Raw genomic sequence first — 15,026 nt, 5'->3', positions numbered from 1 at the left:
CCCCGCCGCCGCAGCGTGCGACGTAGAGAGCGCCGGTCTCGAGAAACAACCCCTCGCCACGCCCCGTGCCCGGAAGCCGGACAACAGGTAGGCGCGCGATGTTTTGCCGTGGGGATGGACATCAATCGAGGCAGGCTCGTGCCGGCGACTGCGCCGAGGCTCTCCGCCCGTTGGCCTCGAATACAGATCGAAGCTTAACGGAATCCGGATTCTGCCGCCAGTGGCCTCTCCGACCCTATCCCCAAGATCGGCCCACCCCGAGGGACGATCGTCGAGCCTCGTGATGATATCAGTGAGGATGACGGAAAGCACTGACACCGTTGATTCCGTGCCGAAAATCAGGCGGGATGACGGGGAGGCTGGATTCCCGTCGACGCCCCGCATTTCAGCGAGGCATCAATGGCGGGATAGGGAGTGCGATCGGAAGTTGGGAAAGATCCATTGACCAACAAAAAAGTCCCCGGCTGGAAAAGCCGGGGACTTTGAGCAAGCTTCGGTCACGCGTCGAGGCGTGAATTAGGCCTGGGGAGCAGCCTTGGCGGGAGCCTGCGGGGCCGGAGCCGGGGCCGGGATGACCTTGGCCGGGGCCTGGGGAGCAGGAGCCGGGGCGGGCTCAACCTTGGTCGGGGCCTGCGGGGCCGGAGCCGGGGCCGGGATGACCTTGCTCGGGGCCTGCGGGGCGGGGGCGGGGGCCGGGATCACCTTCGAGGGGGCCTGGGGAGCCGGCTCGACCTTGCTCGGGGCCTGGGGGGCCGGAGCCGGGGCGGGCAGGACCTTGGTCGGGGCCTGCGGGGCCGGGATCACCTTCGAGGGGGCCTGGGGAGCCGGCTCGACCTTGCTCGGGGCCTGGGGGGCCGGAGCCGGGGCGGGCAGGACCTTGGTCGGGGCCTGCGGGGCCGGGATCACCTTCGAGGGGGCCTGCGGGGCCGGCTCGACCTTGGTCGGAGCCTGGGGAGCCGGGATGACCTTGGCCGGGACCTGCGGCGACTGTGCGAGAGCGGCCGAAGACAGGCCACCGAAGAGGACGGCGGCGCTAGCCAAGCTCAACAGACGGCGGGAATTCATGGATGCAATCTCCTCTCAATGTTCACTGGGGTGATGGCGAACTCAACCGACTGCCGAGGTCGAACCAGTAAGCCGATCTCGACGGGTTTGTTTCAATATACTCGATCAAACAACCGAGGTCTCTGGGTATTTTGCGGAATTCTCGAAGAATACACACACTGGGCAATGTCCCACCCAGAAACCCCTGTCTTATCTGACCAGCCTCATCGGAACGGCAGTTTTCCGATTATCCTATTTCCGGTGCCTTTGGCAAGTAGGCACATGTGGGACGATTAGGATAATTGCAGGAGCCGGACCAACGTCCCCGTTTCTTGCAGATCCGAGGCCAATCCCGCTCCTAGCATGAAGACGACGACCGGCCGGCCCGCGGGACGGGGCGGCGAGGGATCGACGGGATCATGCTAAATTGTAGGTATGTTCGCCTATCAGCGCGGGGAGGGTTGACCGCTCACTGCGAGGCCTTGATGCTTCCGCACCGAATTCTACATCATTTCTCGGGCGAGTTCGAAAATCGCGGCGGGCACACCTCTGACAATTGTTGCTGGCTGCTGGTCGACCGCCCGCCGCGCCAGTACAATCATCGCGACTCGGGACTCGCATCGGTGCGGGGTATGGGATTTTCCGGCAAATAGGAAGCGGGGGTGCGACCTTGTTCGGGCTGACCAAGCTACCCGCCATCTGGGCCCAGGCGGCGGGGACGAGCGTCAATTCCCCTGCCCTCCTGGCCCTCCGTCGCTGGTGCTCGAGCCTCACGCTCTCGTCGCCCGAGGTCGTCCCCGACCGCTACGGGCTCGCGCTCTGGCTCATGGGACTCTTCGGCCTCTTGATCCTGGCGATCGGGCTCCAGGGGTTCGGCGGCGCCCTGCGCCAGGTCTTCGGCCTCCGGGGCCACATCGTGCTCTTCTCGGCGGCCCTCAATCGGCTCCAGGGGGCCACGAGGGTCCTGGCCGTCACGATCGGCACGACCGTCCTGGCCTGGACCGCGAGCCAGATCCGCATGTTCAACGCCGATCAGGGGCGGGACGACCTCCTCCTCCTGCTCAAGTCGCGCACCGTCGGCGAGATGGCCATCGAGCAAGGGACGCTGGCCGGGCTCGTCCCGTTCCGGGACGTCTTCGGGCTCGGCGACAACCTCCCGCTCCTGGCGATCGCGACGATCCTCCTCTTCCGTGCCACGGCCGACCGCTGGAGCGCCCCCTATGTCCCCCCTGCCCTCGCGCAGCCAAGGCCGTCGGGCTGGATCGTGGTCTCCTGGATGGTGGGGGTGATCTACCTGCTGTATCGCCTCGCCACGCTGGTGACGGGCATGGGCGACCTGCCGATCGGGGGCTGCCTGATCCTGGAGGTCGTCATCATCCCGGCGATGATGCTGGTGGCCGACGGCACCTTGCTGGCCTGGCTCCTCTACGAGTTGCGGAACTCGGGCCTGGGCGAGCGCGGCGAGGAGACGCTCAACACCGACGGGGTCGTCACCCTGCTGCCGGCCTCGATGCTCGCCTGCTTCATCGCGATGCCGGCTCGCTACGTCGCGACGAGCGTCCTGCTCGTCTGGCTGTCGATGCCGAGCACGGCGGGGACGACCGGCCTCGGCAGCTACGCACGCTGGCAGCTCGGATGGGGCCTGGCCGACCTCCAGGCGGTGGCCCTGGCCTTCGTCGGGCTGGCGGGGGCCGTCGCATGGACGCGCGGGACGCCGAGCGCGGCGATCCGCGGTTACTTGCGGATCCTCTCCAAGGAAGGGGGACACCTGGTCGCGACGCTCGCCTGGGCGGGGGTCGTCGCGGGCTCGCTCTCGGGCCTCGCGTATTTACTCGTGCTCTCGATGCCGACGCAGACCTGGGTGCTCGCGGCGGCCGATAGCTACTCGCATTACGTCACCCTCCCCGCCGGCCTGCTCTGCCTGGCCGCCTTCGTCGAGCTCGGCGAGCGGACCCTCCCACTGGCGAGGCTCGCCGCGCCGCCCGAGGCCGCCAGCGAGGCCGCGCCGGTGGCGGCTCCGGAATCGGCCGGGGCCTGATACGACCGCGAGGATTTGTCGCTCTCTTTTATGAGGGCCGGCATCGAACAAGCGACGCCGAGCCTGCGAATGGAGGGGCAGCCCGAACATTCTCGGGGCGGTGCGCATCCGGGAGATGCATGCGGATCGGCCCCGAGACTGGATGGCCGGGTTGATTTGCCGTTCTGGGGAAACCTGCGGGGCCGCTGGTTCGCTTGACAGAATTGTCGAATCAGGGTTGTAATGAAAAATGAAAGACGATGTCCAGGCGATCGGCGAGCCCAAAGCGCCGGCACCCGCCCCGGAGGCCTATCGCCCGTTCCCTAGGGTCCGATCAGCGACGACCCGAAGGCGATTCTCGACTCAGGCGTTCCCCCAACGACGACGCGTTGACAATTCGGACTAGCCTCGTTTTCGAGGACTACCAGCCTCGCGCGCGGACGACGCCCAACGGCCGCCCCCGGTCGCCCTGGTCCGCACCGCGTTGCGCCTCGCTCGACGGATCCAGCTTCAGGAGGGAAACAGCTCATGTCAACAGGAACGGATCTGATCGCGTTGATTGCCAGCCGCCAGAATCTGGCGGATTATCAGAAGAAGCACTGGACCGGCAGCTTCGCTGAATATCTCGATATCATCCGAGAGACCCCGCAGGTCACTCGCACGTCCTATCAGCGCCTCTATCACATGATCCTCGGCTATGGCACCGAGGAGATCGTCGTCAACAAAGAGAAGCTCCTCCGCTACAAGTTCTTCGACGACCCCGAGAATGGCGGCCAGGACGCCATCTTCGGCCTCGACCGCACGTTGATGAACCTCGTCAACGTCCTGAAGAGCGCCGCCCACCGCTACGGCACCGAGCGCCGCGTGCTCCTCTTGCACGGCCCGGTCGGCAGCTCCAAGAGCACGATCGCCCGGCTGCTCAAGAAGGGCATGGAGCACTACTCCAAGACCGATGAGGGTGCGCTCTACACATTCGGATGGCGCGAGGAGACCCTCGACGGCGGCGAGACGTTCACCGACTGCCCGATGCACGAGGAGCCGCTCCACCTGATCCCGACCGAGTACCGCTCGGATGTGGTCACGCAGCTCAACATCAACGCCGACACCGAGGATCTCGACTTCCAGGTCTTCATCGAAGGGGACCTCTGCCCTTATTGCCGCCAGATGTTCAACGAGCGCCTGCTGGCGTACAACGGCGACTGGGCGAAGGTCCTGGGCGACATCCGCGTGCGCCGGCTCATCCTCTCCGAGCAGGACCGCGTCGGCATCGGCACGTTCCAGCCCAAGGACGAGAAGAACCAGGACGCGACCGAGCTGACCGGGGACATCAACTACCGGAAGATCGCCGAGTACGGGACGGAGAGCGACCCTCGGGCCTTCAATTTCGACGGCGAGTTCAACATCGCCAATCGCGGCATCATCGAATTCATCGAGGTCCTCAAGCTCGACGTCGCCTTCCTGTACGACCTCCTGGGCGCCAGCCAGGAGCACAAGATCAAGCCCAAGAAGTTCGCCCAGACCGACATCGACGAGGTGATCGTCGGGCATACCAACGAGCCCGAGTACAAGAAGCTCCAGTCCAACGAGTTCATGGAGGCCCTCCGAGACCGCACGGTGAAGATCGACGTCCCGTACGTCACCCGGCTCTCGGACGAGATCCACATCTACCAGAAGGACTACAACAGCCGGAAAGTCCGGGGCAAGAAGATCGCGCCCCATACCCTCGAGGTCGCGGCCATGTGGGCCATCCTCACCCGGCTCGAGGAGCCCAAGAACGCGGGGCTTACCCTGCTCCAGAAGCTCAAGCTCTACAACGGCAAGACCTTGCCCGGCTTCACCGAGGACAACATCAAGGAGCTCCGCGAGGAGGCCGAGCGCGAGGGGATGCACGGGATCAGCCCGAGGTACGTCCAGGACAAGATCTCCAACGCCCTGGTCGCCCACGCCGACGAGCGCTCGGTCAATCCGTTCATGGTCCTCAACGAGCTCGAAGCCGGTCTCAAGCACCACTCGCTCATCAACAACGACGAGGTGCGCAAGCACTACAAGCACCTGCTCTCGGTGGTGAAGGAAGAGTACGAGGACATCGTCAAGAACGAGGTCCAGCGCGCCATCGCCGCCGACGAGGACTCGCTCGCACGCCTCTGCGGCAACTACATCGACAACGTGAAGGCGTACACCCAGCGCGAGAAGGTGAAGAACAAGTACACCGGCCAGACCGAGGAGCCCGACGAACGCCTGATGCGCTCCATCGAGGAGAAGATCGACATCCCCGAGAGCCGCAAGGACGACTTCCGCCGCGAGATCATGAACTACATCGGGGCCCTCGCCCTCGACGGCAAGAAGTTCGACTACAAGACGAACGAGCGGCTCCAGAAGGCCCTCGAGCTCAAGCTCTTCCAGGACCAGAAGGACACCATCAAGCTGACGAGCCTCGTCACCAGCGTGGTCGACAAGGACACCCAGGAGAAGATCGACATCGTCAAGGGCCGCCTGATCCGCAACTACGGCTACGACGACGACTCTGCCACAGACGTGCTCAACTATGTCGCGAGCATCTATGCTCGCGGTGACGTCAAACGTGGCGGCAGCCACTGAGTCTCCTCGGGGACGAATCCCTTCGAGGACGCGTCCCCGAAAACTCTTTCGGCGATCGAGTAACGACGAATCCATGGCCCGGCCATGGACCTCGATAAGGCATCGGTATAAAATTTGCAGAGGGGTGAGTCGGGTCTTTTCAGCGGATCGGTGCCGACCTGGAACTCGCCCCTTTCGCCGAGCATTACACCTGCCCGTCGGTCTCTATCTCGTGCGCGATTGATCCTGATCTTTGCCATGTGAATCGCGGTCGGACCCCTCGGGCCGCGGGCGCGACGTCGTGCGCCCCTGCGATCGCGAGCCTCATCAGGAGCTTTATTGGGTTTGGCCGCAGGGAGGCGGGGCGGGGCGAGAGGCGAGTGTAGGTCGGAGCGTGGCCTCGAGACGAGTGGCACGAGCCGGCAAATTCCAACGGCGAGGGTTCCACGGCCGTGGTGCGAAAAATCGAGCGCGATGCGAACCGGTTCAAGCAGATCGTGCGAGGCAAGATCAAGACCGATCTGCGCAAATATATTACCCATGGCGAGATGATCGGCAAGACGGGGGGGGAGCTCGTCTCGATACCCCTGCCCCAGATCGAGATCCCCGAGTTCCGCTACGGGTCGAAGAACAGCGGCGGCGTGGGCCAGGGGCCCGGCGACGTCGGGACCCCGATCGGCCGCTCGGGAGAGGGGGAAGCGGCGGGCGCCGCGGGGGATTCCCCGGGGCACCACATCCTCGAGGTCGAGCTGACCCTCAACGAGCTGGCCCAGATCCTCGGAGAGGGGCTCGCCCTCCCGCGGATCCAGCCCAAGGGGCGGGCCAACATCATCGAGGAGAAGGATAAATACACGGGGATCCGCCAGGCGGGGCCGGAGAGCCTCCGCCACTTCAAGCGGACGTACAAGAAGGCGCTCAAGCGGCAGATCGCCTCCAACACGTACAACCCCAGCGACCCGATGGTCATCCCCGTCCGGGAAGACAAGCTCTACCGGTCGTGGAACCCGGTCACGATGCCGCATTCGAACGCCGTGGTCCTCTACCTGATGGACGTCTCGGGGTCGATGACCGACGACCAGAAGGAGATCGTCCGGATCGAGGCCTTCTGGATCGACACCTGGCTCAAGAGCCAGTACGACGGCGTCACCACGCGCTACATCATCCACGACGCCGTCGCCAAGGAGGTCGACCAGCACACCTTCTATCACACGAGGGAGAGCGGCGGCACCCGCATCAGCTCCGCCTATAATCTGGCGAACAAGATCATCGACGCGGACCACCCGCCCATCGACTGGAACGTCTACGTGCTCCACTTCTCCGACGGGGACAACTGGGGCGAGGACAACCGCCAGTGCGTCTCGCTGCTGCGGGACCAGATCTTGCCCAAGTGCAACCTCTTCGGCTACGGGCAGGTCGAGAGCCCTTACGGCTCGGGCGAGTTCTACCGAGAGCTCGAAGAAGCCTTCGACGACGTGCCGAACATGGCCCTTTCCGAGATCCGTAACAAGGATGGGATCTACGAGTCGATCAAGGAGTTCCTGGGGCGGGGCCGATAGGCCCGACGTCCGGTATTACCATTGGCCAGGGACCGAGCGGCCGATTCGAGACGAGCCGGCGGCCCTTCAAGAAACGAGGCGAGCGCGATGTTCCACTTCCGAGTCCCCTATCCCGTCGACCCCGGGCGCCGCAAGGATCTCTTCAGCCAGGCCGTCTCCAAGGTATCGAGCCACGGCAAACTCGAAGGGACGCCCGACCGGGGGACGTTCGAAGGCAAGACGATCATCGGTAATTTCGCCGGAAGCTATCGCGCCATAGACGCCTCGGCGGAGCTCGAGATCCAGGTCACGGAGAAACCCTGGCTCGTGACGAATCACATGATAGAGCGAGAGTTCAAGAAGGTCTTCCCCGCGATCGAGGTGTGAGTCGAGTTGAATTGAGTCGCCGGGCTCCCCTTCGCCGACGGATGGCGAAGGGGGCGGATCTGCCCGAGACCGATCGGATGCGTCGCGGCAGGCGTTCAGCCCCTGCCGATTGCTGGCCAAGGCCGGAGGTCATCGCAACATGTCGATCATGAGCACCGAGCACAACCTGCCCGCCGACCTCCGTGCGCTCCAGGTGGAGACCGAGCAGCACGCCCGCGAATTCGGCCTCGACTTCTACGACACCATCTTCGAGGTCCTCGACTACGACGAGCTCTCGGAGATCGCCGCCCTGGGGGGTTTCCCCACCCGGTATCCGCACTGGCGGTTCGGCATGGAGTACCAGCAGCTCTCCAAGGGCTACCGCTACGGGCTCCAGAAGATCTACGAGATGGTCATCAACAACGACCCCTGCTATGCCTACCTGCTCAGGTGCAACCAGTGGGTCGACCAGAAGCTCGTCATGGCCCACGTCTACGGGCACAACGACTTCTTCAAGAACAACATTTGGTTCAGCCGCACGAATCGCAAGATGATGGACGAGACCGCCAACCACGGCAACCGGATCCGGTCGCACATGGAGCGGCATGGCGAGGACACGGTCGAGAGCTTCATCGATAGCTGCCTCTCGCTCGAGAACCTCATCGACATGCACTCCCCGTTCATCAAGAGGCGCGACGAGCACAACCGCTACGACTTCTCGGAGATCGAGGACGACGGCAACAACAGCCCCAAGTTCCAGAGCAAGGACTACATGGATTCGTACATGAATCCGCCCGAGGTCCTCAAGGAACAGGCCAGGCAGCGCGAGGCCGAGAAGCAGAAGTCGAGGCAGTTCCCCGAACAGCCCGAGCGCGACGTCCTCCTCTTCCTGCTCGAGTACGCCCCCCTGAACGCCTGGCAGCGCGACGTGCTGAGCATCGTCCGGGATGAGGCCTATTACTTCACCCCGCAAGGCCAGACCAAGATCATGAACGAGGGCTGGGCATCGTACTGGCACTCGACCATCATGACGACGAGGACCCTGGATCCGTCGGAGGTGATCGACTACGCCGACCACCACTCGGGGACGATGGCCACGCAGCCGGGTCGGCTGAATCCCTACAAGCTGGGCATCGAATTATTCCGCGACATCGAAGAACGCTGGAACAAAGGTCAGTTCGGGCCCGAATATGAAGATTGCGACAACTATGAAGAACGCCAGCGCTGGGACAAGAAGCTCGGCCTCGGCCGCGAGAAGATCTTCGAGGTCCGGCGGATCCACAACGACGTGACCTTCGTGGACACGTTCCTGACGCCCGACTTCTGCCGGCGCTACAAGCTCTTCAGCTTCAAGCACAACGACCAGAATGAGAGCTACGAGATCGAGTCTCGCGAATTCAAGAAGATCAAGGAACGTCTCCTCTTCGGGCTGACCAACTTCGGGCAGCCGATCATTCGTGTCAAGGAAGGCAACTATCGCAACCGCGGTGAGCTCTACCTGGGGCACGAGCACTTCGGGATCGACCTGAAGCTCGACTATGCCCAGGACACCCTACGTCATCTCAACCGCCTCTGGACGCGTCCGGTCCACCTGGAGACCATCGTCGACGGGCGGCCTACCCTAGTGTCATTCGACGGCACGGATCACACGATCCGTCCTTTGGGAGGAACGACCCATGAGCCTGAGCCGAAAGATCGCCGCCGCGCTTGACGGCGGCCCCAACGATAAAACGCTGCCCGCCGACCTCACCATCGAAGACGGCGCGAGCCGCCTCGCCCTCCATCTGACCGCGACGGGCCCGGTGGGCCTTGCCTTCGATCGCCTCGAATTCGCTAAGGCCTCCGACGCCGAATGGTCGTCCGACCGGCTCCAGCGGGCCGCCTCCGGGATCGCCTCGCGGCTGACGTATCTCATGGAGCCGCTCGTCATCCTCGAGCACGACCAGGTCGGCGGCGAGGTCGAACTGCGGAGCCAGGCCCCAACCGCCCGCGGCGACCAGCGTGCCTATTACGAGGTCCGGCTCAATCGCCAGGGGAGCCTGAAGTTCTCGCGAGTCGCCTTCGACCAGGCCACCCGCAAACGCAAGCCGGTCGACTGCCAGATGACCCGCGAGGTCCTCGAGCGCCTGACCGACGACCTCGAGGTGAGCCTCGCCTGAGACCGGGAAGGAAGCTCACTGCCTTCGGAGCCATTCATCCGGCTCCTCTTCTTCCATGGCAAAAGGGTCGGCCCCTCGCCCGAGGGGCCGACCCTTTGTCGTTTCGTCTCGCTCAAGCAGGCGCGGGCAGCCCGAAGCTCAGGCGGCTTCGGAGGCCGGCCCGTCTTCGTGCTGCAGGGTGTGCAGGCCCAACCGGTGGAACTCCTCCTGGGTGACCTCGAACGGCTCGCCGTTGAGGGCCCAGATCGCCTCGATGACCTCGTCGACTTCCCGATCGGGCTCTTCCCAGCTCACCACGAACCGGGCCTCGTCCTGCTGGACGACGTCGAGGCCGAGGTCGGCCAGGTAGGTCTCGATCGGCTCGGCCTGCTCCGGGTTGACGGAGAAGGTCCAGCGAATCAGGTCGATCGAGCCGTTGTCCGTATCGTTGCTCATCGGTTGGTCTCCTCCGTGAGTCTCGAACCAAAGGGGAGGGAAACGTCCCCATGCGCCGAGGGTTCGGCATCATCCTAGGATCGGCGGTCTTCCCCGGCCGCTTCAATGAAATCGAGCGGTCCGGGCGCGAAACCGTGGCCGACGCGTCGGCCCTTCGCGATCATTATCGAAGATGCAGGGGCTTCGGGCGCCAGGCCCATCCCCGCATGCGATCATGGCGTCCCGATCGGGGCGAGGCCGACGAGGGCCCGGCCCCGACTCGACGCAGGATGACTTCCCCCGATCCCGTCACGGAGACGACATGTCCAGTCCCATCAACCCCGACAAGATCCTTCAGCTCGGCCTCGGCTTCTGGGGCTCGAAGACCTTGCTGAGTGCCATCGAGCTCGGGGTCTTCGCGACGCTCGCCGACGGCCCGCAGGAGGGAGAGGCCCTCGCCAAGAATCTCGGCCTCCATCCCCGCGGCGCCCGCGACTTCCTCGACAGCCTGGTGGCCCTGGGGATGCTCGCTCGGGAAGGCCAGACGTACTCGAACACGCCCGAGGGGGACATCTTCCTCGACCGCAAGAAGCCGTCGTACATCGGTGGCATGCTCGAGATGGCCAATGCGCGGCTCTATGGCTTCTGGGGCGGGCTCACCGAGGCCCTGCGCACCGGCCGGCCGCAGAACGAGTCGAAGACCGACCCCGGCGCGGATATGTTCGGGATGCTCTACAGCGACCCGGCGCAGCTCCGCCAGTTCCTCCAGGGGATGACGGGCATCAGCCTCGGTTCGGCAACCAAGATTGCGCACCAGTTCCCCTGGAAGGACTACAAGACGTTCATCGACGTCGGCGGTGCCCAGGGGGCCCTGCCCGTCCAGGTGGCGCTCGCGAATCCGCACCTGGCCGGCGGCAACTTCGACCTGCCGGTCGTCGGGCCGATCTTCGAGGACTACGCCGCCTCGTTCGGCCTGGCCGATCGGCTCAAGTTCCACCCCGGCAGCTTCTTCACCGACCAGATCCCGACGGCCGACGTCCTGGTCATGGGGCACATCCTCCACGACTGGTCGCTCGAGCAGAAGAAGCAGATCATCGCGAACGCCTACCGGGCCCTGCCCGAAGGCGGGGCGCTCCTGATCTATGAGGCCCTGATCGACGACGACCGCCGGCGGAACGCCTTCGGCCTCCTGATGAGCCTGAACATGCTCATCGAGACCGAAGGGGGCTTCGACTACACCGGCGCCGACTGCATCGGCTGGCTCCGCGAGGCCGGGTTCCGCGAGACCCGCGTCGAGCACCTCCTCGGGCCTGACTCGATGGTCATCGGGATCAAGTGATCGCCCGGGATCGGTGAGACTTCGAGACCGCTTCGGCCTTCCCTCAGAGGAGGTCGAGGCGGGCTCGTTCTCGATCCGTCTCTCGACTTGCGAGGATCATCGAGGCGGCGCGTCGATCCGGCTGGTAAGATCCCTGGCAACGGATCCCAGGATCGCCATGCCCCGGGCGTTGTTGCCGAGGGGCGTGGCAGTTCATGCGAGAATGTCATGCCCCTCGTCGATCATCCCACCGGGAACTACCGCTTCCTGCCCGGAATCGCCCCCTACTCCTGCGGCGTCACCTCGGCCCCCGGCCATGAGATCGCCCACGTCATCCTGCACCGGCCCGTCCCCTACCGCGAGGGCTTCGAGGTGATCGCGGGGCGACTCGAGGCCGAACGCCGCCCGAAAGCCGCGCTCTGCGCGGTCGAGCTGCGATCGCCGGCTCCCTTCACCTTCGACGGCTTCTCCGAGTTCAACGGCGAATATGCACAGATCCTCAAATCGTGGGGCGTCTTCGTCGACGGCGTGAACCCCGTCGCGCGGACGAACGTCGCGCCCGAGGTCGCCCCGCCGGCCGAGCCGATGCTCTATGCCTTCTCCTATTCGAGGGCCTGCCCCCAGCCTCAGCCCCCCACCTTCGTCGTGGCTGGTGCCGGCGAACTGCCCGAGGGGATCCTCGCGGCCGACGGCATCGTCGAGCGCGGCGACGTCACGCCCGAGGGCATCGCCGCCAAGGCGAAGTTCGTGATGGACCTGATGGAGAGCCGCCTCCGAGGCCTCGGCGCCGACTGGCCCGAGGTCACGGCGATCGACGTCTACACGATCCATCCGATCAACCACATCCTCCCCGAGATCCTCCTGGGCCGGATCGGCGAGGCCGCCCGGCACCCACTCTCCCTCGTCCACAGCCGCCCGCCGATCGTCGAGATCGAGTACGAGATGGACCTCCGCGGCATCCGCTCCGAGGACCGCCACTATTGAGCGTCCGCGATTATTCTTCCTTCCGAGGACATCATCACCAACAAGATGTCTACGATCGCCGATCAGACCGGCTTCCTCGCGCGGATTTGAAGGAAGAAGGCGACGACCTGGGCGTCCTGTAGTGACGGATAATGGCGGACGACCTCGTCACTCGAACGGGGCTCGCCCAGCCGCTCCAGGATGAAACCCGCATCGATCAGCATGTTAAGCCACTGGCTGATCGTGCGGGTGAACCGGGGGATCCGGAACTTCGGCGCTCCCGCCTTCACCTCGTCGGGCGCCGAGTTGAAGGTCCACTCGTCCACATCGCCTTCGATATTCCGGAAGTAGTCGCCGACCTCGAATGCATACGTCTTCCCCTCGGCGTTGCGGAGGTTGCGGCGATGCGGTGTGTCGTAGCACGGGTGGCAGATCGAGAACTGGAGGAACCCGCCCGGCCGCAACACGCGATGGGCCTCCGAGAGCACTCGGTCCGTCTCCGGCACGTCCATGAAGCTCATGAAGCCGGTGGCGAAGTCGAATGATCCATCCGGGAAAGGAAGCGCGACGGCGCTGGCGACGGCGTACTCGATCCCTTTCGGCTCCTCGGCCTCGGTCCGCCTCGCATGCCCGATGAAGTTCTCGGAGATGTCCACGGCCGTCATGCGGGCGCCTCGGCCGGCGAGCAGGCGGGTGTTATGCCCCTCGCCGCAGCCGATATCGAGCCCCGCCATACCCGACACGTCCGGCAACATCTCGAAGAAGGCCGGCGTGTTGAGGTGGTCGCGATAGACGTCGTACCCGGCCCTCGCCAGTCGGGTCCAGGTGTCGGCATTGCCATTCCAGTATCGGCCTACTTCTTGATGATTCATGCGAGTAAGTCCAAAACCCCTTACTTCAATACTCTTATTTATGTTCCATAATTATCTCGTCCACTCGACTTCGAACAGCCGCTGAGGGCCGGATGTCACGACGCAGAGCTTGTCCTGAACCCTGGCGAAGTCGATCGAGAGGACGTCGTCCTTTCCCACTTTCAGGCTGCCGGCGAGTTTCTTCGCGTTGACGTCCCAGATGATGATGCGCCCGGCTCGCTGGCCAATTGCGAGGAGACCGTGGGGCTTCGAATAGGCCAGGCAGGTCGCCGGGGGTTTGTAGCGGATCGCGAATGCGTCGTCGCCCTTGAGGTCGCGATCCCAGATCCGCAAGGCCCCGTCGTGGGCCAGGCTCAGAATGCGACCATCCTCCAGAGCGACGTGCTTCCAGGGCTCGTCGCCGGGAAGAGCGAGCTTTGACTTCACCTTGCCCCTGGCGAGATCCCAGATGAAAAGCCTGTCGATCGATCCCGTGACGAGGCGATTCGGATCCTCGGGGTCGAAGGCCACGAGATCGACGTTGTGCTTGCTGGGGGGAACGAGTTGGGTCAAGGATCCCGTGTCCAGGTCGATGACCTTCGCGCTGCAATCCCAGCAGCCGAGGGCGAGGTGTCGATCGTCGGGCGAGAAGGTCATGATCCCGACCTGCGTCGAGGTCATGTAATGACCGGCGGCGACCTTCTGATAGGGTTCGGGCAGGATCACATGCTGGCCGAGGGGCCGACCCGTCTCGTAATCCCAGACCTCGACCGAGGTGCAGCTCATCGCGCACGCGGCGAGGACCTTGGTCTGGGTTCCGAGTGCGAGACTCGTCGGGTTGACGGCGGACAGGCCCAGCACCCTGGGATTCTGAAGATCCGGGAGCGTCCAGATCAGGGCGTTGCCCGGCTGGTCGTAGCGACCGCCGCAGGCGACGATCTCCTCCCCGGTCGGCGAGTAGGCCGCGCGCTGGAGGAAGGGGTTGGGCGACTCGAACGGGGTCGAACGGGCGATCTTCATGGATCGGGCTCGCGCCGGGGAATTCGCCCGTCCGTCAGGACGTGTCGGCAAAAGACGAGGCCGAGCATCGACGGGCGTGCGACGCTCGGCCTCGTGGTTAGCTTCGCGGGGGGACGATCAAAGCTGTCCGGCGTCGGCGATGGTGATCTTGGCCGAGGTGCGGCCGCTGCTGGAGCCGAGGCTCTCGATCTTCTTGACGATGTCCTCGCCCTCGGTGACCTCGCCGAAGACGACGTGCTTGCCGTCGAGCCAGTTCGTCACGACGGTGGTGATGAAGAACTGCGAGCCGTTCGTGTTCGGGCCGGCGTTGGCCATCGAGAGCAGGTACGGGCGGTCGTGCTTGAGCTGGAAGTTCTCGTCGTTGAACTTGGCGCCGTAGATGGACTTGCCGCCGGTGCCGTTGTGGTTCGTGAAGTCGCCCCCCTGGAGCATGAACTGGGGGATCACGCGGTGGAAGTGGGAATCCTTATAGCCGAAGCCCTTCTCCGAGGTGCACAGGGCCCGGAAGTTCTCGGCGGTCTTGGGGACCACGTCGTCGAACAACTCGAACGTGATGCGGCCGGCGGGCTTGTCGTCGATGGTGATGTCGAAGTAAACGCGGGGTCGGGCCATGTGCGTGGTCGTCCTCTTAAGGGTTCAAGGCTCGTATTTCGGCGATTCGTGCATCAAGCTGCGCCATGGACGCGAGCCGGCTCGGCCGTCCCGCGTCCACATCCTTCGCCGAACACAAGGCCCTCAAGGTAGCGACTCAGGCGCCGAGGC

At 64.5% G+C, this 15,026-nt stretch carries 13 protein-coding genes; 8 read left to right on the top strand and 5 right to left on the bottom strand.

The genetic code is table 11. The annotated features are described in order from the left end of the window. Positions 1 to 516 precede the first annotated feature (516 nt). Positions 517 to 1,065 (bottom strand): hypothetical protein, encoded by a 549-nt coding sequence (locus ACOYYX_RS04590; protein ID WP_422928756.1) that lies wholly within the window; start codon positions 1,063 to 1,065, stop codon positions 517 to 519. Between the two features lie 649 nt (positions 1,066 to 1,714). On the opposite strand from ACOYYX_RS04590, the gene ACOYYX_RS04585 reads away from it, so the two are divergent. The 6 genes from ACOYYX_RS04585 (at position 1,715) to ACOYYX_RS04560 (ending at position 9,698) form a co-directional block, all read left to right on the top strand. Beyond that, a complete protein-coding gene (locus ACOYYX_RS04585; protein ID WP_422928755.1) occupies positions 1,715 to 3,082 on the top strand; it encodes a hypothetical protein in 1,368 nt (455 codons plus the stop codon). 507 nt (positions 3,083 to 3,589) lie between these two features. Beyond that, positions 3,590 to 5,659: a PrkA family serine protein kinase gene (locus tag ACOYYX_RS04580; RefSeq protein WP_422928754.1), complete on the top strand. Its 2,070-nt coding sequence runs from the start codon at positions 3,590 to 3,592 to the stop codon at positions 5,657 to 5,659. A gap of 431 nt (positions 5,660 to 6,090) precedes the next feature. Beyond that, the gene (locus ACOYYX_RS04575; RefSeq protein WP_422928753.1) at positions 6,091 to 7,194 is read left to right on the top strand and encodes a DUF444 family protein; all 1,104 of its coding nucleotides are present in this window, start codon (positions 6,091 to 6,093) and stop codon (positions 7,192 to 7,194) included. An 87-nt stretch (positions 7,195 to 7,281) separates the two neighbouring features. Next, positions 7,282 to 7,560 carry a hypothetical protein gene (locus tag ACOYYX_RS04570; protein WP_422928752.1) on the top strand — a complete coding sequence of 93 codons (279 nt, stop codon included), beginning with the start codon at positions 7,282 to 7,284 and terminating at the stop codon, positions 7,558 to 7,560. Positions 7,561 to 7,699: 139 nt separating this feature from the next. Further along, positions 7,700 to 9,250, top strand: coding sequence for a SpoVR family protein (locus ACOYYX_RS04565; RefSeq protein ID WP_422928751.1), 1,551 nt, complete (start codon positions 7,700 to 7,702; stop codon positions 9,248 to 9,250). Further along, entirely contained in the window at positions 9,216 to 9,698 is a 483-nt protein-coding gene (locus tag ACOYYX_RS04560; RefSeq protein ID WP_422928750.1) for a hypothetical protein, read from the top strand. The genes ACOYYX_RS04565 and ACOYYX_RS04560 overlap by 35 nt, the downstream gene beginning before the upstream one ends. Positions 9,699 to 9,836: 138 nt before the next feature. On the opposite strand, the gene ACOYYX_RS04555 is transcribed toward ACOYYX_RS04560, so the two are convergent. Then, on the bottom strand, positions 9,837 to 10,133 hold the full coding sequence (locus ACOYYX_RS04555) for a hypothetical protein (protein WP_422928749.1): 297 nt from the start codon (positions 10,131 to 10,133) through the stop codon (positions 9,837 to 9,839). 301 nt (positions 10,134 to 10,434) lie between these two features. Here ACOYYX_RS04555 and ACOYYX_RS04550 point away from each other — a divergent pair, with 301 nt between their 5' ends. Beyond that, complete coding sequence (locus ACOYYX_RS04550; RefSeq protein ID WP_422928748.1) at positions 10,435 to 11,451, top strand: methyltransferase; 1,017 nt, start codon at positions 10,435 to 10,437, stop codon at positions 11,449 to 11,451. 207 nt (positions 11,452 to 11,658) lie between these two features. Next, positions 11,659 to 12,414, top strand: a complete 756-nt coding sequence (gene cnbZ / locus ACOYYX_RS04545) for a 2-amino-5-chloromuconate deaminase CnbZ (protein ID WP_422928747.1) — start codon at positions 11,659 to 11,661, stop codon at positions 12,412 to 12,414. A 62-nt stretch (positions 12,415 to 12,476) separates the two neighbouring features. On the opposite strand, the gene ACOYYX_RS04540 is transcribed toward cnbZ, so the two are convergent. The 3 genes from ACOYYX_RS04540 to ACOYYX_RS04530 all read right to left on the bottom strand — a co-directional run bounded on the left by ACOYYX_RS04540 (position 12,477) and on the right by ACOYYX_RS04530 (position 14,876). Next, positions 12,477 to 13,265: a class I SAM-dependent methyltransferase gene (locus tag ACOYYX_RS04540; RefSeq protein WP_422928746.1), complete on the bottom strand. Its 789-nt coding sequence runs from the start codon at positions 13,263 to 13,265 to the stop codon at positions 12,477 to 12,479. 51 nt (positions 13,266 to 13,316) lie between these two features. Continuing rightward, positions 13,317 to 14,264, bottom strand: a complete 948-nt coding sequence (locus ACOYYX_RS04535) for a WD40 repeat domain-containing protein (protein WP_422928745.1) — start codon at positions 14,262 to 14,264, stop codon at positions 13,317 to 13,319. 117 nt (positions 14,265 to 14,381) lie between these two features. Then, positions 14,382 to 14,876: a peptidylprolyl isomerase gene (locus ACOYYX_RS04530; protein ID WP_422928744.1), complete on the bottom strand. Its 495-nt coding sequence runs from the start codon at positions 14,874 to 14,876 to the stop codon at positions 14,382 to 14,384. Positions 14,877 to 15,026 lie beyond the last annotated feature (150 nt).

Source organism: Singulisphaera chitinilytica (genome assembly GCF_049331405.1).
Taxonomy (GTDB): Bacteria; Planctomycetota; Planctomycetia; order Isosphaerales; family Isosphaeraceae; genus PoT.
Note: the sequence above shows the minus strand (reverse complement) of the source record. Positions and strands in the feature narration are given on the sequence as shown.